The sequence below is a fragment of the Paraburkholderia atlantica genome, from assembly GCF_009362785.1.
Taxonomy (GTDB): Bacteria; Pseudomonadota; Gammaproteobacteria; order Burkholderiales; family Burkholderiaceae; genus Paraburkholderia; species Paraburkholderia atlantica.
Genome location: NZ_WHNQ01000023.1, coordinates 48020 through 70864, shown reverse-complemented (window position 1 = coordinate 70864; position 22845 = coordinate 48020). Strand labels below are relative to the sequence as shown.

Here is a 22845-nt window from a genome sequence, read left to right as displayed (position 1 = left end):
GCTCGCGCGGATGCACCCTTTTTCAATGATGTCGGACGGTTTTTTTCTGTCCTTGTCGCTGTGTCTCGACATCGGTCTCGTCAACGTCGCGATCATTTCGCTGACGCTGTCGCACGGCTTCCGGCCGGGCTTCTGGCTCGGCCTCGGCTCGTGCGTCGGCGATCTCATTTACGCGACGCTCGCGCTCGCCGGCATGGCCGCGCTGCTGCAGTTCGAATCGGTGCGCTGGGTCGTGTGGATCGGCGGCGCGGCAATCCTGCTGTTTCTCACCTGGAAGATGGCGCGTGAAGCGATGTTCCCGGCCACGGCGCCTGCCGTTGCCGGCGAAGGCGACGCGGCCGCGCCGCCTCAGTCGCCATGGCGCGGCTTTCTGCGTGGCGTGCTGCTGGCGGTGTCGTCGCCTTCGGCGATCCTGTGGTTCGCGGCGGTCGGCGGCGCGCTGATCGCGAAAGCCGGAGCGACGAGCCCGACGACCGCGTTGATTTTCCTCGGCGGCTTCTTTCTCGGCGGCCTGTGCTGGACGCTTTTTATCTGCGGGCTCGGCAGCCAGGGACGCAAGCGCGCGGGCGCCGGTCTGCTACGCGCGTGTCACGTTCTGTCGGCGCTGCTGTTCGCTTATTTCTCGTACAGCGTGATCGTCAACGGGTATCACGACCTGATCGTGCAGAGCACCGCGCAAGTGGCAAGCTGAAGCGGCTCTCGAATGAAAAAAACGGCTCACATCGGCGAGCCGTTTTTCTTCATGCTATTCGACGTCAGTCGCTCATGCGAGGTACTGCGCGAGCTTCGGCAGATCGACGTTGCCGCCGCTCACCAGCACGCCGACGCGCTTGCCCTTCACCGGCACGATGCCATTCAGTACCGCCGCCGCGGCGAGGCAGCCGGTCGGTTCGACGACGATCTTCATGCGCTGCGCGAAAAAGCGCATCGTCTCGATCAGTTGCGCATCGCTGACCGTTTCGATTCGCGCGACCAGCTGGCGGATGACCGCGAACGTGTAGTGGCCCAGATGCGTCGAGGCGGCGCCATCGGCGATCGTGCGCGGCGTGTCGATATGCACGATCTCGCCGCGCGCGAGCGACTGCTGGCCGTCGTTGCCCGCTTCGGGCTCGATGCCGATCACCGTGCAAGCCGGGCTCAGCGCGGCGGCCGACAATGCGCTGCCGCTGAGCAAGCCGCCGCCGCCAAGGCACACGAACAACATGTCGAGCGGGCCGGTTTCGTCGACCAGTTCTTTGACCGCGGTGCCCTGCCCGGCGATCACGTGCGGATGATCGTACGGCGGAATCAGCGTCATGCCGCGCTCCTCGGCCAAGCGCCGGCCGATTTCCTCGCGATTTTCCTTGTAGCGATCGTACGTGATCACTTCGCCGCCGTAGCCCTTGGTCGCGGCGACCTTGGCCTCGGGCGCGTCGTGCGGCATCACGATCGTCGCGTGAATGCCGGCGAGGCGCGCCGACAGCGCGATCGCCTGCGCGTGATTGCCCGACGAATAGGTCAGCACCCCCGCCTTGCGCTGCTCCGCGTCGAAATGCGAAATCGCGTTGTATGCGCCGCGGAACTTGAATGCGCCCATGCGCTGGAAGTTTTCGCACTTGAAGAACACCGACGCGCCAGTGCGCTCGTCGAACGTGCTCGACGTCAGAACGGGGGTACGGTGCGCGACGCCTTCGAGACGCGCGGCAGCGTCGAGGACGTCATCGAAGGTGGGAGCGGGAAGCGCTTGCATCGGCGAAACTCTCCTAAGGCGGGGCGAAGCAGCCATTCTCCCAGCTTCATCGACGCTTTGGAACGGGGCTTGCGCGAGCGCGCGACACCCGTGAAGAACGCGGCGGAAAGCAAAAAACCGGCGGCGCAAATAGAAGCGGCGTAACCCGGCACAAGCCGGCGTTACGCCGTCGACGTTCCCGCGCGCGTCATGCGCGCCCGTGCTTGTTAATGACGATAGTACGGGTGCCCGTAGCCGCCGCGATAGTAGCCATGGTAGCCGTGGTAGTAGCCGCGATAGTAGGGACGGCCATAGCCGTAATAGCCTCCGACCACCACTGGCGCCGGTGCCACTACAACCGGCGGCGCATACACCGGCGGAGGCGGCGGCGCGTAATAGACAGGCGGCGGCGCCGCATAGACCGGATAGGCCGGCGCGACCGGCACCCCAAGGCCGATACCGACGGAAACACCTGCCTCAGCAGCCCCGGCCAGTCCCAAGCCGAGTGCGGCTGCAACGACAAACGGAACGATCTTTTTCACTTCTATTCTCCTAGCGCGGCCTGCCAAGGTCGCCGACTGCGCATGCCTCGCATGCTGTGGCATCAATGTATCCAAAAAGCCCCGGCCGAACTGTTCGCATTTGTTGCAAATTGCAAGGGCAAGCCGAAGGGCTTTGCCGAACGCTGCGCGAGGACGCCTACGCGCCGCCGCAACGACGACGAAATCAGCCGGGAATCAAGGGGTTGCACGCGAGCGGCGGCCCGCGCGTCATAGGTCTGGCGCGAGCGTGAGGAGCTAGAGTTCGCGCATCGGTCAACTTTAATTACAAATTCGCTTCAATCCTGACAGCCGGGACGAATTTCCCAATAAAAAATGCCCGGCTCAATGGCTCGAGCCGGGCACTTTCTCACCTGCGAAGATCGCGCGACTAGCCGACCTTCACATACACGAATTCGCGGGACACGTTGGGCGGCACATATGCGCCGCTGATCCGCACGCGCGGCGTCAAGCGCTTTTTCTGATCCCACCAGCGGCGGCGCTGGGCGTGCGTCAGGAACCGCAAGTGTTTTCGGTAAGAAAAAATACTCATCGCTACCCTCCCGATTTTCTGACTGCGAACGAAGTACGAAAATACGACCGTCAAAACCGGCTCATCGACCACTGTTCCCTGTCACTACGATTGTGAGCAGTTTTCACACCCATGGGCGTCGCGCCACCCGATGACCAACCGTTGGCGCCATATCGCCCGCAAACTCATCCGACGACAGCTGTCGCCCCCCGCAAGGGGCCGGATCGCCCGCGCTTCGCCGGATGCGAGATACTGCTGCTTTCCCGTTCACACGATCCGTCCGGAGCAGGTGACCATGCCCCAGTCTTCCTTGCCGCGCGTCGGCTTCATCGGCGCGGGGCGGCTTGCGCGCTGTCTCGCGCTCGCCTTTGCGCGCGCCGGCTACCCGGTCACCGCGGTGGCGAGCCGTTCGGCCGATTCCGCGCGCCGGCTCGCCGCCCAGATCGCACACTGCGCGGCCTTTGACGACCCGCAACAGGTCGTCGACGCCGCCGATATCGTTTTTTTAGCCGTTCCTGACGACAGCATCGGTACGACAGCGCACACACTCCGCTTCGGCGGCGATGCGGCCAGCTACCCCAGCAAGGCGCTCGTGCACTGCAGCGGCGCATCGCCGGTCGAGCTGCTCGCGCCGGCGCGCGATCAGGGCGCGGCGATCGGCGGCTTTCATCCGCTGTATCTATTTAGCGGCGAGCTCGCCGATCTGGAGCGGATCGCCGGCTGCTCGGTGACGATCGAAGCCGACGGCGAGCTGAAGGAGACGCTGACCGCGCTCGCGCTCGCGCTGCGCTGCCATCCGCTGTCGATTCCGCCGGGCGGCCGCATGCTGTATCACGCCGCCGCTCACTACGCGGCGAGCTTTGCGCTCTGCAGCCTCGCCGAATGCGTCGCGTTGTGGCGCACGCTCGGCTTCGCCGAGGACGACGCGCTGCGCGCGCTGCTGCCGATGCTCGCCGGCACGATCGAAACGGCGCGCGACAAAGGCCTGCCAAACGCGCTCGCGGGCCCCGTATCGCGCGGCGACACGGGTGTCGTCGAGAAGCAGTTGGCGCTGCTCGAAAGCTTCGACGGCGACCATGCCGCGCTGTACGGTCTGCTGACGCGCCGCGCGGTCAACCTCGCCCGACGCCGCGCAACTCCACCCGCGACGATTGAAGCGATCTCCGAAGCTGTGGAAGAATCGCTGGGCCGCTCGCTGAATCAGGCGGCAGCAGGTGCAAGCGTCAAGTAAGCCGTGATAATGTGACGTCCGGCGCGCCGGGCGAAGCAGATGCGAATCACGCGACGACCCGCGCCGCGCCTCGGGATCAACAGACGAGAACGCACAATGATCAAGGTCAGCATCCTCTACCCGTACCGAGAAAACGGCCGCTTCGACATCGACTACTACTGCGCGACCCACATGCCGCTCGCGGCGAAGCTGTTCGGGCCGGCGCTGAAAGGCTGGTCGGTCGACGCGGGCCTGAACGCCGGGCCGCCCGGCACGCCGCCGCCTTACGTGGCCGCGGGTCACTTCCTGTTCGATAGCGCGGACGACTTCTACGAAGTGTTCAAGCCTGCATCCGAGCAACTATTAGCGGATATCCCGAACTACACCGACGGCGGCAACGGCACGATCCTGATCAGCGAGGTCCGGATTTCCGTGTGATGCCGGACAGACAACCACCGGTTGGCGGTGCGCAATGGCGTCGAACCTCCGGTTGGCTAACCAGGTAAAGCCAGAAAACCGCCGGCGCGCACCGATCTTGCGACGCCGGCAGCCCGCGGCCCGCCAGTGGCCGTTATCAGAAGCATAAGGACCCGAGATGTTTGGCGATATCGCCCGTTTTCTGCTCAATACCATTTTCACGCTGTTCGGCGCCGCGCTGCTGTTGCGCGCGTGGCTGCAGGTCGTGCGCCTGCCGCCGTACAACCCGGTCTCGAACGCCGTGCTGCAGGCGACCAACTGGCTCGTGCTGCCGCTGCGGCACATTCTGCCGAGCACGCGCAGGATCGACTGGGCGAGCGTGGCCGCCACGCTGATCACCGCGATTATCTACGTCGTCCTGATGATCGTGCTGACCGGCGCCGATCCGCTGACGCTCGTGCCGACGATGCTGATCGTCGCGGTGCTCACCGCGATCAAATGGGCGCTCAATCTGATCATCTGGATGACGATCCTGATGGCGCTGCTGTCGTGGCTGAATCCGCGTTCGCCGGCGATGCCGATTCTGTATCAGCTGACCGCGCCGTTCCTGAACCCGCTGCGCCGCGTGCTGCCGAAATTCGGCGGTATCGATCTGTCGCCGATCCTGCTGTTCGTGATCGTCCAGGTGCTGCAGATGGTCGTCACCCGCGCGGCGGTTCAGCTGACTTATTTTGTGATCTGAGCCGATCGCGCTTGAAACGCCGCCGTTTGCGACTGCATGCGGCGGCGCGTTTTCGTGTCAACTGATCGTTGTTGCGGCTTCGACCGCCTCAGGCGGTCAATTTCCAGATAGCGGCACTCGCTCGCGAGCCGTGGATCAGAACATACTCCAGTCACCATCCGCAGCCGCCGCCACGCGCTCGCGCGCTGGCGCGGCCATCGCTGGTTGCGGCAGCGCCGGCTGATCGACACGCACGCGCGCCGGCGTTTGAATGGGCGCCGGCACCGGCTTCGGCAAGGCCGCCGCAAAACCTCGGCTCTCCGCCGTCCGGAACACCGATACCGTCTGCTTCATCTTGCGCGCCTGCACTTCGAGCGATTGCGCGGCCGCCGCAGCCTGTTCGACGAGCGCCGCGTTCTGCTGCGTGGTCTCGTCCATCTGCGTGACGGCCTGGCCGACCTGGTGAATGCTGCGGTTCTGCTCTTCGGAGGCCGTCGCGATCGCGCCGACGATGTCCGAGACGCGATGAATCGCGTCCTTGATATCCGCCATCGTCGTGCTGACTTCGGCCGCCTGCTGCGTGCCGCCCTCGATGATCGCGACCGAAGTCGTGATCATCTCCTTGATCTCCTTCGCCGCGCTCGCCGAGCGCTGCGCCAGATTGCGCACCTCGCTCGCGACCACCGCGAAGCCGCGCCCCTGCTCGCCCGCGCGCGCCGCTTCGACCGCCGCGTTCAACGCAAGAATATTCGTTTGGAACGCGATGCCTTCGATCACGCCGGTAATCTCCGAGATCTTCGTCGAGCTGCCGCTGATCTCGCCGATGGTGCGCACCATGCCCTCGACCGCCGTGTTGCCGGTGTTGACGACCTGTGCGGCCTGAGTCGCGAGCGCGCTCGCGTTGCGCGCGTTGTCGCTATTGCGGCCGACGGTCTGGGTCAACTCCGACATGCTCGCCGCGGTCTGTTCGAGCGAAGCGGCCTGCTCTTCGGTGCGAGCGGACAGATCGATGTTGCCGCTCGCGATCTGTTGCGAAGCGATGCTGACCGACTCGGCGCTTTCGCGGATCGAACCGATCGTCGACGCGAGACGCTCCTGCATATGCGCAACCGCGCGCAGGATGCTGCGCTCGTCGGCGGCGCCGGTGTTCAGGCGCTGGCTCAAGTCGCCGCCCGCGATCTGCTCGACGACCCTCGCGACTTCGGCCGGTTCGCCGCCGATCTGCCGCACGACCGCCCGCGTCACCAAGAGCCCGAGGCCAATCGCAATCGCCACGCCGACGACCGCGCAGCTCGCGATCCACCACGTCACCGAGCGAACCATGTCGACGCCGTTCGCGACGCGCTGTTTGGCCAACTCATCCCGCACGTCCGACAGCTTGATCATCAGCGTGCGCAGCTTGACGTGCAGCGGGTCGGTGGTCGACTTGAGCTCGGCGAGCGCGCCGGTCTGATCGCCCTGGTCGGCCAGCGCCATCACCTTCGCGACCGAACTCATGTAGGCCGGATAGGCGGCGTCGAAGTCGCTCAGCAATTGCTTTTGTGCGTCGGTGGTCGCGTGCTTACGCTCGTAGTCGAACGCCGCGAGGATCGCCGCTTCACCGCCGTGATTCAGGCGCACCGTATCCGCGCGGCCGGCCGGCTCCGGATTCAGGATGTACGAATAGAGGCGCCGGAAGTGCGAGGCCGCCTGCCACGCGGCGGTGCCGTCGTCGCGCACCGGCACGAATTCGCGGTCGTACATTTCGGTTTGCATCGTCGCGACTTCGCGCACCTTCAGCACTCCGACCGTGCCGACGACGGCCGTCACGAATGCGCACAGCATCAACGAGCCGACCAGCTTGTGGCTCAGTTTCAGATTGGAAAACCACTGCATCTTGGGAAAGTCTCTTGAACAGGATGGGGAGCGCCGGGAGCGCGCCGGCTTGCGGGTGCGCGAGCGCACGGTGTTGCGCAGCATTCGGGTTAACGGCAGGCGCAGACGCCATCTGAAGGCGCGCGCCGTTCTGACCGTCGACGCGGAAGGACGGGGTGACTGTTCGTGCGCGCGAACCCTACCCCTGCCCAAACCGCCCAAAAGGCTGTAAAATTGCGAGTTCCGCGGGCGTCGTATAATGGTAATACCCTAGCTTCCCAAGCTAGAGCCGTGGGTTCGATTCCCATCGCCCGCTCCACTTTCCTGCTGAGTATTCAGCGGAAGCTAGCAAGAGCCGCCTCCCTGAAGGCGGCTTTTTTGTAGTGGCAACGGCCCGGCACAGCGCGCAAGCCGCGCAGCCCTCACCCTTGCAGCAGCATCGACGATGATCCACGATCCAAACGACTCCGGTCTCCCGGACGACTCCCCGACTCCCACGAGCGCAGCAGACCAGTCCACCGGCGACGAGGCAAACACCGTCGACGGCACGCCCGGCGCGACGCCGGCAGACACGCTTCATCACCGCCGCATCCGCAGCTTCGTCACGCGCGCGGGTCGCGTGTCGACCGGCCAGCGCCGCGCGCTGGATGAGTTCGGCCCGCGCTTCGTCGTGCCCTATGCGCCGCAGCAGCCCGACTGGACCGCCGTGTTCGGCCGTGAAGCACCGCGCGTGCTGGAGATCGGCTTCGGCATGGGCGCCACCACCGCGGAGATCGCCGCGCAACGTTCTGGCGATGACTTCCTCGGCGTCGAAGTCCACGAGCCCGGCGTCGGCGCGCTGCTGAAGCTGATCGGCGAGCAGTCGCTGACGAACATCCGCATCATTCAGCACGACGCGGTCGAAGTGCTCGAGCACATGATCGCGCCCGACAGCCTCGACGGCGTGCACATCTTCTTCCCCGATCCGTGGCACAAGGCGCGCCATCACAAGCGCCGGCTGATTCAGCCGAAGTTCGTCGCGCTACTCGTGTCGCGCCTGAAGCCGGGTGCATATCTGCATTGCGCGACCGACTGGCAGAACTACGCCGAACAGATGCTCGAAGTGCTCGGCGCCGATCCACTGCTCGAAAACACCGCCGACACCTACGCACCGCGGCCCGACTATCGTCCGGTGACGAAGTTCGAGCGGCGCGGCCTGCGGCTCGGCCACGGCGTGTGGGACCTCGTGTTCCGCAAGCGTGCCACCCCGTAACGCGACGAAACGGCATGCCAACGAAAAAAGGTCCGCACTTGCAGACCTTTTTTTCATCGCACGGCCAACCTCAATCGGCCCAGCTCAACCCGCCGCTATAACCGATCAGCAGGATCAGCAGACCGAAACCGATCCGATACCACGCGAACACCGTGAAGTCGTGCGACGCGACGTAGCGCAGCAGCCAGCGGATGCAAATAAACGCACTGACGAACGCCGCCACGAAGCCGAGCGCGAAGCTGCCGAGCGCGTCGGTGGTGAGCAGATGCCAGTCCTTGTACAGCTCGTAGGCGGTCGCGCCGAAGATGATCGGGATCGCAAGAAAGAATGAAAACTCGGTCGCCGCGCGGCGCTCGATGCCGAACAGCATGCCGCCGATGATCGTCGAACCCGAGCGCGAGGTCCCCGGAATCAGCGCGAAGCACTGCGCGAGGCCGACTTTCAGCGCATCGAGCGGGCTCAGATCGTCGATGCTGCGCACCCGCACCGCCGCGTCGCCGCGCGCGCGCTGACGCGCCTCCGCCCACAGGATCACGACGCCGCCCGCAACCAGCGCGAATGCGACCGGCACCGGCGCGAACAGCGCCTCCTTGATCGACTTCTCGAATAGCAGGCCGAGCACGATCGCCGGAATCGTCGCGATGATTACGTTCAGCGCGAAGCGGCGAGCTTCGGGCCGGCTCGGCAAACCCACGATCACGTTGCCGATGCGGCGGCGAAACTCCCAGCACACCGCGAGAATCGCGCCGAGCTGGATCACGACATCGAAGGTCTTCGCGTGTTCGTCGGAGAAATCGATAAGACTACCGACGACGATCAGATGCCCGGTGCTCGACACCGGCAGGAACTCCGTCAAGCCCTCGACCACGCCGAGAATCAGCGCCTTGCAAGCCAGTAGCCAGTCCATCCGTGCCCCTTATCGCAGTTGGTTGTCACAACGAAACAGGCCGGCACGGTCATGACTGGCATGCGCGGCCCTCGTGGCCGCGCGTGCACGTCATCTTTCGACGATCTGCACGCGTATGCCGTTTGAAAGGATGGTGATTGTACCGGGTTCGTAATGGACGCCGGCAAATTGCAGTTGCTCGGGCTTGAACGTGTAGATCGGATAGTTGGTCAGCAATTGGGTCGCGAGCAGCGCCGCGGCCGCGTTGATCTGCTGCGTGTACATCTGCGCCTGGCCGCTCACGCTGACGTTATCGACACTCGGCGACTTGAGGATCACTGAGCGACTCGCCCCGTCGTACGCGAGTTCGCTCGACAGCGTGAACACGCCATCGACCGGCTCTTGCAGGAACGGGCTCGCGAAACGCGCGTCGAGCTTTACCTGCACGCGGTTCGCATCGGGCAGCATGCCCACCACCGGATTGCTCAGCGCGACGTCGAACACCTGCGACACCGTCCGCTGATACGGGAACTTGCGCTGCACGGCCTCCTGCACCTGCTTCTGCGAGAACGTGTACTGCGAGGGCATGAACGGAAACGTCGGGCTCGCGCAAGCCGCGAGCGACACAGTGATGCCAAGCACGCTGCAGCCGGTCAGCGCGGCGCGCAGAAAGCGGCGCCGGGCCGGCGCTGCGGGTCGAGTCATGCGAAATCTCCTGTGGAAGCCCTGGCGGACATCGGCTTGCGTCGGCTGTGAGTGGGTGATGGCGCTTATCGCGCGTCGCGCATCATGGATGCGATGCCGGTTGTGTTTGCGCCTCGAGTTGCGTGAGCCACGCAAGCGCTTCAGCGCGATTCGCGCCACACATTTCGAGTTGCGGCTGCAGACCCGAGCAGCATGCGGGCCGCTCCGGCCGGCCGAAGATCGCGCAGCGCAGATCGTCACCGAGTTGCACGCAGCGAACGCCCGCCGGCTTGCCGTTGGGCATGCCCGGAATCGGACTCGAAATCGACGGCGCGATACAACACGCGCCGCAATCGGGACGGCACGCGTGATCGTCCACTCGTGCGCTGTTCAACTTTTGATCCACGTCATCTTTCCTGAACTCAAACCTTGGCAACGCGTTGCCAGACCCGCATTGTGCCACTGCCTGTCTGTGCGACCTTTTTACACAAACGGAGCCCGCAGGCGCGCACTTAAACTGAAAACTCCCGAATGGCCATGCACCCGCGGTACGCCGCGAGAGCCGCCCACCGTCGATACCGCTCATGCCCCTAGCCGACACCCTGTTCCGCCCCGACCTGCTCGCGCGCTACAGCGCGAACGGCCCCCGGTATACGTCCTATCCGACCGCGCCGCAGTTCCGCGAGTCGTTCGACACCGCCGACTATCATCGCGCCGCCGCCGACCCGGGCGCCGCGTCGACCGATCTGTCGCTGTACTTCCACATTCCGTTTTGCGACACCGTGTGCTTCTACTGCGGCTGCAACAAGGTCGTGACGAAAAATCGCGCGCATGCGCGGCCATACCTGGAACGGCTCAAACGCGAAATCGCCTTGCAGGCAGCGTGTTTCGATACGCAGCGGCCCGTGTCGCAGTTGCATTGGGGCGGCGGCACACCGACGTTTTTGTCGCATGACGAGATGAGCGAGTTGATGGCCGCGACGCGCCAGCACTTCAATCTGCTGCCCGACGCTCAAGCCGAGTATTCGATCGAGGTCGATCCGCGCGAGGCGTCGCCCGACACGATCGCGCTGCTGCGCCATCTCGGCTTCAACCGGCTGAGCCTCGGCGTGCAGGACTTCGATCCGCGCGTGCAACAGGCGATCAATCGCATCCAGCCGTTCGAGATGACCGCGTCGGTGATGCAAGCGGCGCGCGCACACGGTTTTCATTCGATCGGCGTCGATCTGATTTACGGCCTGCCGCATCAAACGGTCGCGAGCTTCAGCCGCACGCTCGACACGATGCTCGAACTCGCGCCGGACCGGCTGTCGGTGTTCGCGTATGCGCACATGCCGCAGCTCTTCAAGATGCAGCGGCAGATGGATGCCGCGACGCTGCCGTCGAGCGAGGAACGGCTCGCGCTGCTGCAACGGGTAGTCGAGCGGCTGACGGGGGCGGGTTATGTGTACATCGGCATGGATCACTTCGCGCTGCCCACCGACGAGCTCGCGCGCGCGCAGGCAGAGCGCACGCTGCACCGCAATTTCCAGGGCTATAGCACACGGGCCGAGTGCGATCTGATCGGCTTCGGCGCCTCGTCGATCGGCAAGGTCGGCGACGTGTACGCGCAGAACGCGCGAGAGCTGCCCGCCTACACCGACGCGATCGACGCGGGCCGGCTCGCGATCGCGCGCGGCATCCGCCTGTCCGCCGACGACCGTCTGCGGCGCGACGTGATCACGCAGCTGATGTGCAACCTCGAGCTCCGCTTCGACGAATTCGAGGCGGCGTACGGCATCTACTTCACCGAGACGTTCGCGCCGGAACTCGCGCGTCTGCGTGCATTCGAGGACGACGGGCTGATCTCGCTCGGCGCGCGCAAGCTCGAAGTGAGGATGGCCGGCCGCATGCTCGTGCGCAATCTCGCGATGGTATTCGACCGCTATCTCGGCGAGCAGACGCTCACACGGTTCTCGCGCACGGTTTGAGCACGGCTCGTTGCCAACGCGCTGCGGTCGGTGACGGCAATCGGCTTGCCCGTCGACCGATTTTCGGCCATAATCTGCGTCTTCCTCGCGCGCTGAACTTCTGACGCGCGCTGCAGTATCTGCCCAGGTGGTGAAATTGGTAGACGCAGGGGACTCAAAATCCCCCGCCGCAAGGCGTGCCGGTTCGATTCCGGCCCTGGGCACCACAAGCTGTTCCGGCGAGAGCCGATAAATTCCGAAAAACCCCGCAAGATCAAGGACTTGCGGGGTTTTTTATTCCCCGTTGATCCGCGTTGACTCGTCGACAGCTGGTGGTATCCGGTGGTATTTTTGGTGGTATCTGGCTCGTTTCTGGGATTTTCCAGAGGGAGATACCACCATGTCGCTGACCGACGTCCAGGTTAGGAACGCTCGCTACAACTCGGATGGCACCGGCAACCGCCTCGCTGACGGTGGCCGCATGTATCTCCAGCTCGACAGGTCCGGCGCGAAATACTGGCGGATGAATTACCGGTTTGCGGGGAAGGACAAGACGCTCGCGCTCGGCGTTTATCCGGACGTGTCGCTCGCGGCAGCGCGCAAAAAGCGAGACGAGGCCCGCGAAAAGCTGGCAGCTGGACTGGACCCAAGTAACGTCAAACGCCTCGAGAAACGAGCCGCCAGGCTCGCCGCGGCCAATTCTTTCGAGGCAGTCGCGCGCGGCTGGATGAACGAGCGCAAGAGCAGTGTCGAGCCAGCCCAGCACGTGAAAACGCTCGCCCGCATGGAAAATGACGTGTTCCCGTGGCTGGGCAAGCGCCCAGTTTCCGACATCGACGCGCCAGACATTCTGGCCGTCCTGAAGCGCGTCGACAGTCGCGGCGCCCGCTTCACGGCCCATCGTGTGCGTAGCGAGATCAGCCGGGTATTCCGGTACGGCATCAAGGAGGGACATTGCAAGGCCGACCCCGCTCGGGATCTGGTCGGCGCGATTCCCCCGGCACAAACAACCCACTTCGCTTCGATCACAGATCCGACGAAGATCGGCGAGATGCTCCGTGCGTTCGACGGGTTCGCCGGCACCTTCCCTGTCCTCTGCGCGCTCCGACTTGCACCATTACTATTCGTCCGGCCCGGTGAGCTTCGCCAGGCTGAATGGTCCCAATTCGATCTGGACAAGGGCGAATGGCGCTACCTCGTCACCAAGACTGGGACTGAACATTTAGTGCCGCTTTGCACACAGTCGATCGCCATTCTGCATGAACTGCACGCACTTACGAGTGCAGGCCGCTATGTGTTCCCGGGCGCGCGCGATCGCAAGCGGCCGATGAGCGAGGCCACGATCAATGCAGCACTGCGCAGGCTTGGCTACGACACGCGCACGGAGATCACGGGACACGGCTTTCGTGCGATGGCGCGCACGATCCTGCATGAGGAACTCGATCAGAGACCAGAAGTGATCGAGCATCAACTCGCGCACACAGTGCCGGACAACCTTGGCACAGCCTATAACCGCACAAAGTTCATCAAGGAACGCCGGGTAATGATGCAGAAATGGGCCGACTATCTGGATCGGCTCCGTTTAGGTGCGCAGGTTATTGATATTGGAAGCGGGAAAGCTGCGACTTGACGACTGCGATGTGCTATTCCAAGCATGCCAATGCGTGCGCATCCCTTGATGCCGCTGCTGCGCTGAGTCAACTTTTAAATGGTCGAAACAGGTTCGATTATCGGGATAGTCTTCATCGTCTCGCGTTCAAAGATTCTCCGTATCCGGTCTGATCTCGAAACTGAATTCGTCGTGAGCGATCATTGATCCGGGTTTGTTGTTGCCGCGCTCCCTCTTTGCTAGCGAAGGAGTATCGGACTGCTGACCGAACTTCTGCGGGTCTGAACGAGTGACAGGTGTGATCACTTTGCTTTGCGATTGCTGCGAGCCAGGTATCCGGCGAGTGTGCGTTCGTCGCTTCGTCGTATCCTGGAGCGCGTAGCGAAGCGCACTCGCCGTTATGTCCATACCGGCCTCCCTCGCCTGATCGATTAGCTGCTCAAGCGAATACCCCTTCGTACGTGCTGCATTGATATGGGCGCGAACCTTCGGCATTGCATCGCGTACGGTAACTCGCTGTTCCGACGGTGGCTTTTCCGGTAACTCATCTAGTCGCCGGGCAAACTCATCCCATTGCGCTTTCGTGTAAGTCTTCGATGCGGGCATGATGACCTTCCGTTTGCATTTGGTGACGAGAGGGTTTGAGCCAATCGTCCGCGCCATCGGCTGGTACGTCAATGCCGCAACCACGTCGAACGTTGACGTATTAGGACTGCCTCGAACGCGTATGGAATTCATTGGAACAACCTACTATTTTTTGTTTTGTGGTAAGTATGCAACGGCAGTCGTCGTTGGCTGCTGTGCCGCAAACTTACGCGTGAGAATTGAAATATCTGGTTCTGTAGGGGAGCAGAGGATGCCGGGTTGGTTTGCGCCGAAACCGACGGTCAATCATATCTACATCGTCCGATCTAAGGTAATTACTCTCGCGCGTCGCCACTCGATTGGAAACGATTGCTTCACGGGTTGCTCGTACTTGTCCTGCGTTGAGAACAGAGGGCGCACCAGTACGCGAATCGTGTCGATCGGGTCAGCAGTCCAATTAGCAACGATCCAACAGCGTCCTACGTTGGTCCGATTACATTTGAAATCACACGATAAAAACAACAAAGAATTAGGTACTGCAGGATAGGCTTGCGCCGGTTTTAGGCGCCATGCACGTTGCGACATCCGTCCACTAATAACGTTGATAGTACCGGGAGAGACAGTCGCTTTCGTCGCCGGATGCAAACGCGAGTCGATCTCGACGGGTTTGCGCTTTCGGCCGGACCTGTCCGCAATTTAGTGTGCGAGACGGTTTTCGGAGTTATCCGCGTGCGTGCGTGAAGCGCTCGCCAAACAGAATAGCAAATTAGTTCATGGCGGATGGCCAGTCGAATGCGGCTCGCACGGACTTGGCCATCACATCACGAAGCGGCAGCCACAGCAGCTTGATGGCCGCCTCGTCGTTTGGAAAGTGCCCTCGGGTCTTGATGTTCTTGCGCAGTCGCATATTCAGACTCTCGTGCGTTTGTAGTGCACATGACCCCGGCGTATCTCAGACGGGAAGACCAAGAAGGGCGTGACTTTTTTTCACGCTCGTCGCCAGAACTACACGATGGTCGGATATTCCGTTCCCCGCAGCCCGTGAGCGAAGTCTTCCAGCGCATGCTGTGCGGCCTGTTCGCTGGCTGCGGCGTAAATCGGGCGCAGCGCGGTGGCAACCGCCTTACGGTCCTTGTAGCTGGTGGCCGCATCGCTTCGCCTGCAAAACGGGCCGCTTGGTGAAACAGTTACAAGATAAGTATTGACGCTGGTCCATCCGGCGGGTACTGTCCACTCCGAAGTTCAAGAAGTTCGATTGCTGTTCATCAATTCCTCGCTCCTCCGCGGTATTCGTTGTCCTCTCCCTCCTTGAAGCTTCACGCGCTCTTTAATAGAGCAAACTTTCGCACTTTTTTCTCAAGGATTCTTTATGGATACCGGCACCGTTAAGTGGTTCAACGACAGCAAAGGCTTTGGCTTCATCACCCCAGACAAAGGCGGCGGCGACCTGTTTGCTCACTTCTCCGAAATCAGGGGCGACGGTTTCAAGACGCTGGCTGAAAATCAGAAGGTGAGCTTCGAAACGAAGCAAGGCCCGAAGGGGCTGCAAGCGGCTAATATCAAGCCGCTGTAAAGTTGAAGAGCCCGGCCTCCCGCAACGGACGTCGGGTTGCGGCGACACCCTCGCGGAGCTTCGTCTCGCTCGGCTGGAGCAATCGCGCCTGATTGGCATCTGCTTATTGAGCAGTTTGCCAAGAGCGTCATACGCCTTCTTGCGCCTCAATTTCCCCTCAGGCTTCGACGCCATTTTTCGCTGTTCGACTGCTTCAGAAGTCGGCTCGATTGGCTTTGAATCAGCGCGCCCGTGCACTTTTCGCACGGCATGTGCGCACTCAAATATCATTAAAATTAAAATGCAAAACAGACGAATTCAACATTACAACGGCTATGCCGTCCAATCCTCGGCGCATCGTTTGTCCGACGGTAGCTTCTCATCTAACTTGCTGCTCGAACGCATCGATAGCGCGCGAGCCGAAGGCCGCTACCGGTTCTATTCGCTCGACTACTTCAAAAGTGAAGAGCAGGCCTTGCAGCACTCAACCCAATGGGCACTCAACTGGATCGATACGCGCGGTTAAAGACGACGCCACGGTTCAAAACACCCAGCGCATCTGAGTCACCAGGGGGTGCAACAAAACCCGCCCAAACATCACGCAGGATCCCGAACTGTGCATCACCGGCACGCATGGCTGGCAACACTCCCTTCTTCTGGCCCCGCCGGTAGTGGCAGGGCACATGGCGTCTTCGGCTACAATGCGGGTCTAGTGAGTTCGCACAGCACCTAAAACACGCGCGTTGGTTGGTCGCGACACTTCCTTTAATTGATAGTCCAGTGAGGCAAGCGATAGCAGCGGTCGCTGGACTGCACGCCCCGACTCGCATCCGGCCGGCATTGCGAGCCGCAGTGTCTGACCGATCGGCCTCGCGCACCTAATTCTCGGCCCGGCCACGCGGTGCCCATGACTTCCAGGACGCAAGGGCTGCCCAGCGATTTCATGCTTCCCACTATCGCGCGAGCGTGTGTCCAACAACGCTCGCGGCTTCTTCCTCAATGCGGCAATTGAGCCTGTGTCACGCCAATTGACCAGGAGCTTTTGAATGGCCAAAGAAGAACTGCTGGAACTCGACGGTATCGTTGACGAAGTGCTGCCAGACAGCCGCTACCGCGTCACGCTCGACAATGGCGTGGTGGTAGGGGCGTACGCGTCCGGTCGGATTCGCAAGAATCACATTCGCATCCTTGCGGGCGATCGGGTAACGCTGGAACTTTCGGTGTACGACCTGACGAAAGGCCGAATCAATTTTCGGCATAAGGATGAACGGAACGGCGGCGCAACGCAAAGAGCCGCATTTCGTCGTCGTTGATGGCGCGATATGCGACCGTCGGCTGTGCCCCGTCCCTGTGCCACGACGCTGCGTGCACATCCGCATCACCATTCGCAATTGCTTGCGGATATCAACCAAGGAAAAAATTGACTACCGTAATTCTCAAACCCGACGAGCCCGTGGAAGTTGCATTGCGCCGTTTCCGTCGCGCGATCGAGCGCACAGGCCTGATTCCGGAGCTTCGTGTCCGGACAGCCTATGAAAAACCTACCACCGAACGCAAACGCAAAAAGGCTGCTGCAGTGGCACGCCTGCGCAAGCAGATCAAACGGTCGTTGCCGCCGAAAAAGCGGTACTGACCGGGAACTGCCGGGCGGCCATGCTGAAGCGGCCGTCTATGCGGACTGTGCGTGGCATCTCGCTGGCAGGCAGGGCCACTGGCACGGGATCCCCTCAAAAGGCGGGTCAATGTGGATACAGCCACGTGCTGCGGTTGCTCACGGCTATCGTGCCGCACCGAATTGCTGTGGCTGGAGCACTCAGGCCGCTTCCCAGATAGTGCGTTCAGATCCGTCACCGTCGATCAGCATTTCGGCGTAGGCCACCGACGCGCGCCTTGCGTCGCCGGCACTCTCGAAAGGCCGCTTGCCGGGCACACGGAATAAGCGGCTTCGGGGGCTGTCCGTCACGGCATCCGGGTCGCTGATGCGAATCGAAGCATCGAATCCTTCCTCGTAATTGTGACCATATCCCGGTTGAGTCGTGCAATGCGGATACACGAGCAGGGAAATGTCGAAACCTCGATAATGGCGAGTGGTTGTCATCATGTAACTCCTTTGGACCGCAGCACGCGGCCGGTTTTTTTATCGTTCTACAGATCTGGCTGAAGGCGATATACCAAACGCCAGACGAGCCGCACCGACGGCGGCGAAGTGACCGGAACGAAGTTTGTCGGCTGGATATCCTGTACACGAGTACGCGAGCTTCGAGTCTCACATCGGCAAGGGCTCGCTCAGGCGGCATTCCGTTTTCGTTTGCTCGATCGCGCCGCGCTGCCCCGAGTCCACGAAGCATGGTCACTGCCATGCCTCACCTCGCATTCGCTAGCCCATGGGCGGACAGCCTTCGTCATTTGTGTGACGAAGCCGGTATCCGGGGCCTGCCTCATTGCGTGTGGCCCCCGGCCGTCGCTGCGGTGGCGCCCTTGAAGAAACTGCTACGTAAGCGTGGACGTGGAGCGAGGCTGATAGCCGTCGTCAGCTCGTCGAAATAAACGTGATAACGGTGCGGACAGTCGCCTGCTTTGAAAACCTTGAGTTTCAACATACGCGCCACAGTAACTTCGGTCAATGCAATTCTGGTAACAGTCTCGGCCGCCCGACGCTGTCCGATCCACGGTATAGTGGGTCCTCCCCTGCGGAGTGACCACCATGCCGACACACCCGTTTCTTCTCTACAAGGGGTACGAACTTCATCCCCTCGTCTTTCCCCGCACTTTCAGTCGCTTTGACGGACATTCCCGTTACGCCGAAGGTTATGACATTGCGGTGCGGATATGTCGTCCGGCGGTGACAGCAACGCCCGCTGCAAGCCGGGTCTTCAGGCTCAACCAGCCGTATGCGTTCTCCGACTTCGGTACGGCAAGGCGAGCCGCCCGGCAGCAGGGAAAGGACATCGTCGACGGAAAGGTGAGTGGCGCTTCGGTCATCGACATATGAAAACGCTGCTGAAGCGCGGCCTTAACTGATGTGCCCAGGCGACGGGTCGCTCTCTGCCTGGTCGCCGATCTAACTGTCGTCGCATCAGAAAGGTGGCCAATGGCTTAGACCGATCTCCTGCATGCCACGTGCTGGCCGTCGGCCGCGCGTCCGGAACGCTGACCGACATTTCCTGCGCCGCGAAGCAAACCTTCTGTCGCGAGCGTTCGCGAGAGCCTGACGCGGGCTCCGCTCAATTAGCACTCCATGCGCACGGAGATGCGGGTGTGCGCATCAGTTCGCATGCCTGAATGGATGTCAGGTCGGATTGGCCGCCGCCCCCAGACTGGGCCAGCGCGTAGTCCTTGTCGACGGGAAGCTCGTCCGCTGGCACGTCCACCCGTCGGTCGCCTCCCTGCGCGTATCGATTCATCAATCGGAGCGCCCTATGTAACGGATGATCCTGTATCGGGGTTCCGAGATTCACATCGTACAGATCCTCGGAAGAATCTGTACGATGACACAACCGGAACCTGCATGGCCGAGGACGAACTGTTTGAGTTCGAGTATTCGTTGATGAAGTCCTATCGGATGCCGATTCCGTGTCGCGCTCGACAATGGCGTGGTCGTGGGCGCGTACGCGTGGGCCAGATGCGTCGTTTCGCGGTGGTTGAACAGTTGAGGTGAGACTTCCTGACTCGCATGTCGAAATGGCGCATTGTGCGTCGCTACCTGACGAGCCCGAGAAGAGAAGCAGTCGGATGCGGATCATCGGACACCTCAGTCCACCGGCACTACGGTCATAAGTACCGAGTTGACCTGCACGTTCCCCCGTGCTTTTCCGACGGCAAAGCACGGGTTCTTCTGTACAAATCTATCAATGGGCGTAGCATGAGATCTGCGGTCGACCTGCAGCCGTTCCCGGCATCCTGATAGCTGCTTCACTCCGCGGAACGGGACTTTCCCGCTTTCACCCATAACCACTCGACGTGGCCGAACGTGTGAAGCGCTGCCGATGCAACGGCTCACATCTCTACGCTTGCTCTCCTGCGCCGTACGGTGATGCGGCCTTCAAGGTGCCTCATGACAACGCGGTCCCGTCTCTACCGCGGGCTGGACCTTCACCCGCTTGTCGTGGATAGCGCGCCATTGCACACATTGGAGTTTGATATGCAAAGGAATGACCTGCTGAAATGGATCCGGTGCAATGGCTCGGGCATCGTCGACCAGTTTCTGCCGCCCGGCGCGGAGGCGGAACTGGATAGCGTCATCCATGACTGTCGTCACGAGGTCAATTCAGACGCGTTCCTGATGTTCGTGTCGATTCGTGCGTTGCTGCGTGAACACGGCATGACAAGCTGCGAGTCGGATTACGAGGCCGGACAGATCATGGCCAGGCTTAGCATCTGAGTCGCGCTTTTCGACGCCCCTATGCGACAGCCGCAATCGGGCGACAACCCTGAAGGAACCCCTATGCGCTTCAATTCCACTTTGATCGTTGTCGACCCGACACCGCGTAGGGCCGACGGGGAGTACATGGCTCACGCGCGCATCAGCGGCAGCCGTGCGGACGGCACCGGGTACGAGATTCACTCGAGCGGCGATCTGGCCGGCTTTGACGCACGCGAGGACGCGATAGCCTATGCGAAGAACTGGGCGCAGGACTGGCTGGAGGCGCGCTTCGGCTGACAGACGTCTCGCATACAGATGCAACGTGAGAGCGATTGATCTGGAGGCGGACCATTCGCGGTTGGCGGGGCGGGGCCGAGTCGGACAGCAACTACCACTCGATGAATGTATCGCAGTCGTCAGCTCGTTTCAGTAATGTTGCCTTTCGGACATCAACGCACACCTCATTACGCCGCTTGGTCCTGATATGCTCTACGGTCACCACCGCGCGCCTCGGCGCGTTTCGCTGACCGCTTCAGGGAAGCCGGCGCTGCGCCCATCGTTGGTGCTTAACTGAGGGTTCGGGTGCAAATGAGGCGGCAGCAGCTGCGAGTGGAGCAGCATCGCGATTGTCTAACGCTTTGGACAAGGTTGAAGTCAGCACGTGGATCCAGAGGAACGAACTGGCGATGGTCGAAGGCGAAATGGTTAGATGGCAAAGGCTGCAGCACAGGTTATCTGCATCGATCGATTCTCACATAAGACGACCTTTAGGCTGATCGCCAGTGTCTGACGCCGCCCCGCCGCGATCCAAGGCGACGCACCGGTCACTGCCTACCTATGTTGCCCAAGAAATCGAAAAACCACTTGCCCCAAAAAGCGGATGACCTTTGCGGTCCGGGCAGCGACCATCGAAAGAGCATTCCGGAACGGCCGGATCGGGGTCGGGTACGGCCGATTGCATCGGGCGGCGTGCGGCCAACAAGCGTCATTCGCTCGCGCTTTTGCCCGGACGTTCGGGCGTCGACTCTGCCCTCTAACCGGCTTCAGTCGCTAGGGCAAGCTCCTGCACAGTCAACCGTTTGGCCACTCACTTGATCTTCACGACGACCTTGCCCTTCGCGCGTCCCTGAGCCAAGTATTCAAGCGCTTCCTTCGCTTGCTCGAACGAAAAAACCCTGTCGATCACCGGACGAATGTGTTCCGACTCGAGAAGTCCTCCAATTTCGGCGAGTTGGGCGCCGTCGGGACGGACGAATAGAAATGAGTAGGTGACGTCCCGTTTTCTTGCAAGGCGCATGATTTTTCGGCTCATCAAGCCGAACACGAACGTTAGAAAGAAATTCAGGCGTCGTGCGCGTGCGAACGCTGCGTCCAACGGACCGATGAGCGAGACAACCTTGCTCCCTGGTTTGAGAATGCCGATGGCTTTCTCGATCGCATCGCCCCGCAGTGTACCGAGCACCACGTCGTAGCCCCGCAGCATTTTTTCGAAGTTCTCCTTCTTATAATCAACCACCTCGTCTGCGCCCAGCGTGGTGACCAGTGGGACATTACCCGTGCTGGTGGTCGTTCCTACCTTGGCACCGAGGTACTTTGCTAGCTGGATCGCGAAGGTACCGATACCGCCCGACCCCGCAGGGATGAACACCTTCTCGCCAGATCGAACATTGGCACGCTCCTTCAATGCTTGCCACGAGGTGAGGCCAACCATCGGAACGGAAGCGGCCTGCACAAAGTCGAGCTTGGCCGGCTTCGGTGCGGCAACGCTTTCCGGCACCGCCGCGAATTCGGCTATCGACCCTCTGCCAAGATCGAAGAGACTGGCAAAAACGGCATCGCCCGGCTTGAAACGCGTCACGCGACTGCCAACCTCAACCACCACGCCGGCAATATCGCTGCCTAGCGTGGCTGGTAATTCGAACTTCAGGACGGGCTTGAACGTGCCCGCCGGAATCATGTTGTCGATTGGGTTCAATCCGGCCGCGTGGACCTGCACCAACAACTCATCCGCCTTTAACGTGGGGCGTGGAACGTCGTCGAACTCGATCTCAGGTGATCTGCCATAGCGTTTGAATGTGAGTGCTTGCATGTTGCTTTAACCAAGGTAGGGTGCTGCCAGGAACGCCAGCGCCTTCGACACGAAGTCAGCGTGATATTGAAAGATGCCGCCGTGCCCAGCGTCTTCGTAGATGACCAACTGCGCATGGGGAATGCGGCGAGCCATGTCGAGACTCAGTGAGGTGGGCACCATGATGTCGTTGTCGCCATTGGCGATCAGGACCGGCATGCGCAGGCCGGCGAGCTCCTGCGGCACCTGCTGGCCCCAAGCCTTGATCGCCTTGAGCTGGCGCGAAAACGCGCGAGGTGTCGGTCCCCTGTCGCGATCGGCGCGGCGCTCCTTCAGTCTTTTCAGGAAGGCGCTTGCTGCCTTCCGGCCGATGGCCGTAGCGGTGAAGAAGAGATAGGTCTTGGGGTCGCGTAGCGTCAGGAGGCCCTTGAGTATCAGCGGCCACGACACCGCACCGACACGATCGATGCCCTGACCGCCCGCGGGGCCGGTGCCGGTAAGGATGAGCTTGCGCACAAGGGCAGGCGCCTTCAGGGCCACGTCCTGCGCCACGAAACCGCCAAGCGAAAAGCCGAACAGATTTACTTGATCGAAACCCATCGCGCGGATCACCGCGATAGTGTCGCGCGCCATCTCGTCGACGGTCACCGGCGCGGTGCCGCCGGACAAACCGATTCCGCGATAGTCGATGGCAATAACGTGATGCTCATGAGCCAGGCCATCTACGATGCGCGGGTCGAAGTTGTCCAGCACGGCGCCCCAGTGGTTGAGCAGGACTAGCGGGGTACCGCCATGCTGTCCCAGTTCCCGATAAGCGAACGTGGTTCCGCCCGCCTCTACGAGCTTGGTCTGAGCGTGGGCATAAGACGCCTGCGGCGCTTTGAAGTTCATGGTCGATTCTCGTCGGGGGTGCCGC

Annotated in this window: 26 protein-coding genes, 2 tRNA genes and 1 pseudogene; 16 read left to right on the top strand and 13 right to left on the bottom strand. The window is 61.8% G+C overall.

All coding sequences use genetic code 11. The annotated features are described in order from the left end of the window. Window positions 1–10 precede the first annotated feature (10 nt). A complete protein-coding gene (locus tag GCT19_RS27630) occupies window positions 11–691 on the top strand; it encodes a LysE family translocator (RefSeq protein WP_152853702.1) in 681 nt (226 codons plus the stop codon). A 72-nt stretch (window positions 692–763) separates the two neighbouring features. Here GCT19_RS27630 and GCT19_RS27625 read toward each other — a convergent pair whose 3' ends face one another. The 3 genes from GCT19_RS27625 to GCT19_RS42915 form a co-directional block, all read right to left on the bottom strand. Next, window positions 764–1729, bottom strand: coding sequence for a threo-3-hydroxy-L-aspartate ammonia-lyase (locus GCT19_RS27625; RefSeq protein ID WP_152853701.1), 966 nt, complete (start codon window positions 1727–1729; stop codon window positions 764–766). A 206-nt stretch (window positions 1730–1935) separates the two neighbouring features. Continuing rightward, entirely contained in the window at window positions 1936–2250 is a 315-nt protein-coding gene (locus GCT19_RS27620; RefSeq protein WP_013090235.1) for a hypothetical protein, read from the bottom strand. Between the two features lie 388 nt (window positions 2251–2638). Further along, complete coding sequence (locus tag GCT19_RS42915; RefSeq protein WP_013090236.1) at window positions 2639–2800, bottom strand: hypothetical protein; 162 nt, start codon at window positions 2798–2800, stop codon at window positions 2639–2641. A gap of 274 nt (window positions 2801–3074) precedes the next feature. Between GCT19_RS42915 and GCT19_RS27615 the strand changes: the two genes are divergently transcribed. The 3 genes from GCT19_RS27615 to GCT19_RS27605 all read left to right on the top strand — a co-directional run bounded on the left by GCT19_RS27615 (window position 3075) and on the right by GCT19_RS27605 (window position 5148). After that, a complete protein-coding gene (locus GCT19_RS27615; RefSeq protein WP_152853700.1) occupies window positions 3075–4010 on the top strand; it encodes a Rossmann-like and DUF2520 domain-containing protein in 936 nt (311 codons plus the stop codon). 96 nt (window positions 4011–4106) lie between these two features. Continuing rightward, complete coding sequence (locus tag GCT19_RS27610; RefSeq protein ID WP_152853699.1) at window positions 4107–4427, top strand: EthD family reductase; 321 nt, start codon at window positions 4107–4109, stop codon at window positions 4425–4427. 157 nt (window positions 4428–4584) lie between these two features. Continuing rightward, complete coding sequence (locus GCT19_RS27605) at window positions 4585–5148, top strand: YggT family protein (RefSeq protein ID WP_018434501.1); 564 nt, start codon at window positions 4585–4587, stop codon at window positions 5146–5148. A gap of 135 nt (window positions 5149–5283) precedes the next feature. On the opposite strand, the gene GCT19_RS27600 is transcribed toward GCT19_RS27605, so the two are convergent. Then, complete coding sequence (locus GCT19_RS27600) at window positions 5284–7002, bottom strand: methyl-accepting chemotaxis protein (protein ID WP_152853698.1); 1719 nt, start codon at window positions 7000–7002, stop codon at window positions 5284–5286. A 224-nt stretch (window positions 7003–7226) separates the two neighbouring features. Between GCT19_RS27600 and GCT19_RS27595 the strand changes: the two genes are divergently transcribed. Together GCT19_RS27595 and trmB are read left to right on the top strand one after the other, a co-directional pair. Then, a tRNA-Gly gene (locus tag GCT19_RS27595) sits at window positions 7227–7300 on the top strand. Window positions 7301–7426: 126 nt separating this feature from the next. Continuing rightward, a complete protein-coding gene (trmB, locus tag GCT19_RS27590; RefSeq protein ID WP_018434503.1) occupies window positions 7427–8233 on the top strand; it encodes a tRNA (guanosine(46)-N7)-methyltransferase TrmB in 807 nt (268 codons plus the stop codon). A 70-nt stretch (window positions 8234–8303) separates the two neighbouring features. On the opposite strand, the gene GCT19_RS27585 is transcribed toward trmB, so the two are convergent. The 3 genes from GCT19_RS27585 to GCT19_RS27575 form a co-directional block, all read right to left on the bottom strand. Next, window positions 8304–9140, bottom strand: a complete 837-nt coding sequence (locus GCT19_RS27585) for an undecaprenyl-diphosphate phosphatase (protein WP_018434504.1) — start codon at window positions 9138–9140, stop codon at window positions 8304–8306. A 90-nt stretch (window positions 9141–9230) separates the two neighbouring features. Then, window positions 9231–9824: a DUF1439 domain-containing protein gene (locus tag GCT19_RS27580; protein WP_152853697.1), complete on the bottom strand. Its 594-nt coding sequence runs from the start codon at window positions 9822–9824 to the stop codon at window positions 9231–9233. A gap of 82 nt (window positions 9825–9906) precedes the next feature. Beyond that, the gene (locus GCT19_RS27575; RefSeq protein ID WP_176136668.1) at window positions 9907–10209 is read right to left on the bottom strand and encodes a YkgJ family cysteine cluster protein; all 303 of its coding nucleotides are present in this window, start codon (window positions 10207–10209) and stop codon (window positions 9907–9909) included. A gap of 178 nt (window positions 10210–10387) precedes the next feature. Here GCT19_RS27575 and hemN point away from each other — a divergent pair, with 178 nt between their 5' ends. From hemN to GCT19_RS27560, 3 genes are all read left to right on the top strand, one after another. Beyond that, complete coding sequence (gene hemN, locus GCT19_RS27570; protein ID WP_152853696.1) at window positions 10388–11773, top strand: oxygen-independent coproporphyrinogen III oxidase; 1386 nt, start codon at window positions 10388–10390, stop codon at window positions 11771–11773. A 121-nt stretch (window positions 11774–11894) separates the two neighbouring features. After that, window positions 11895–11979, top strand: a tRNA-Leu gene (locus GCT19_RS27565). A 173-nt stretch (window positions 11980–12152) separates the two neighbouring features. Continuing rightward, window positions 12153–13382 carry a tyrosine-type recombinase/integrase gene (locus GCT19_RS27560; protein WP_152853695.1) on the top strand — a complete coding sequence of 410 codons (1230 nt, stop codon included), beginning with the start codon at window positions 12153–12155 and terminating at the stop codon, window positions 13380–13382. Between the two features lie 126 nt (window positions 13383–13508). Here the strand turns inward: GCT19_RS27560 and GCT19_RS27555 are convergent, their stop codons facing one another. Further along, the gene (locus GCT19_RS27555) at window positions 13509–13967 is read right to left on the bottom strand and encodes a hypothetical protein (protein ID WP_152853694.1); all 459 of its coding nucleotides are present in this window, start codon (window positions 13965–13967) and stop codon (window positions 13509–13511) included. Window positions 13968–14712: 745 nt separating this feature from the next. Continuing rightward, window positions 14713–15092 (bottom strand): annotated as a pseudogene (locus GCT19_RS27550) (transposase); the annotation flags it as partial. A 223-nt stretch (window positions 15093–15315) separates the two neighbouring features. On the opposite strand from GCT19_RS27550, the gene GCT19_RS27545 reads away from it, so the two are divergent. From GCT19_RS27545 to rpsU, 4 genes are all read left to right on the top strand, one after another. Then, window positions 15316–15519, top strand: coding sequence for a cold-shock protein (locus GCT19_RS27545; protein WP_152853693.1), 204 nt, complete (start codon window positions 15316–15318; stop codon window positions 15517–15519). A gap of 280 nt (window positions 15520–15799) precedes the next feature. Then, a complete protein-coding gene (locus GCT19_RS27540; RefSeq protein WP_152853742.1) occupies window positions 15800–16024 on the top strand; it encodes a hypothetical protein in 225 nt (74 codons plus the stop codon). A 520-nt stretch (window positions 16025–16544) separates the two neighbouring features. Continuing rightward, window positions 16545–16811, top strand: coding sequence for a translation initiation factor IF-1 (gene infA / locus GCT19_RS27535; RefSeq protein WP_152853692.1), 267 nt, complete (start codon window positions 16545–16547; stop codon window positions 16809–16811). Window positions 16812–16918: 107 nt separating this feature from the next. Continuing rightward, a complete protein-coding gene (rpsU, locus tag GCT19_RS27530; protein ID WP_084743565.1) occupies window positions 16919–17131 on the top strand; it encodes a 30S ribosomal protein S21 in 213 nt (70 codons plus the stop codon). Between the two features lie 180 nt (window positions 17132–17311). Here rpsU and GCT19_RS27525 read toward each other — a convergent pair whose 3' ends face one another. Further along, entirely contained in the window at window positions 17312–17596 is a 285-nt protein-coding gene (locus GCT19_RS27525; protein WP_152853741.1) for a hypothetical protein, read from the bottom strand. Window positions 17597–17936: 340 nt separating this feature from the next. Then, window positions 17937–18122 carry a hypothetical protein gene (locus GCT19_RS27520; protein ID WP_152853691.1) on the bottom strand — a complete coding sequence of 62 codons (186 nt, stop codon included), beginning with the start codon at window positions 18120–18122 and terminating at the stop codon, window positions 17937–17939. A gap of 80 nt (window positions 18123–18202) precedes the next feature. Between GCT19_RS27520 and GCT19_RS27515 the strand changes: the two genes are divergently transcribed. The 3 genes from GCT19_RS27515 to GCT19_RS27505 all read left to right on the top strand — a co-directional run bounded on the left by GCT19_RS27515 (window position 18203) and on the right by GCT19_RS27505 (window position 20158). After that, window positions 18203–18490, top strand: coding sequence for a hypothetical protein (locus tag GCT19_RS27515; RefSeq protein WP_152853690.1), 288 nt, complete (start codon window positions 18203–18205; stop codon window positions 18488–18490). A gap of 1149 nt (window positions 18491–19639) precedes the next feature. Further along, entirely contained in the window at window positions 19640–19879 is a 240-nt protein-coding gene (locus GCT19_RS27510; protein ID WP_152853689.1) for a hypothetical protein, read from the top strand. Between the two features lie 63 nt (window positions 19880–19942). Further along, the gene (locus GCT19_RS27505; protein WP_008919201.1) at window positions 19943–20158 is read left to right on the top strand and encodes a hypothetical protein; all 216 of its coding nucleotides are present in this window, start codon (window positions 19943–19945) and stop codon (window positions 20156–20158) included. Between the two features lie 790 nt (window positions 20159–20948). Here GCT19_RS27505 and GCT19_RS27500 read toward each other — a convergent pair. Continuing rightward, window positions 20949–21950, bottom strand: coding sequence for an NADP-dependent oxidoreductase (locus GCT19_RS27500; protein WP_152853688.1), 1002 nt, complete (start codon window positions 21948–21950; stop codon window positions 20949–20951). 6 nt (window positions 21951–21956) lie between these two features. Next, a complete protein-coding gene (locus tag GCT19_RS27495; RefSeq protein ID WP_152853687.1) occupies window positions 21957–22820 on the bottom strand; it encodes an alpha/beta fold hydrolase in 864 nt (287 codons plus the stop codon). Window positions 22821–22845: the final 25 nt, after the last annotated feature.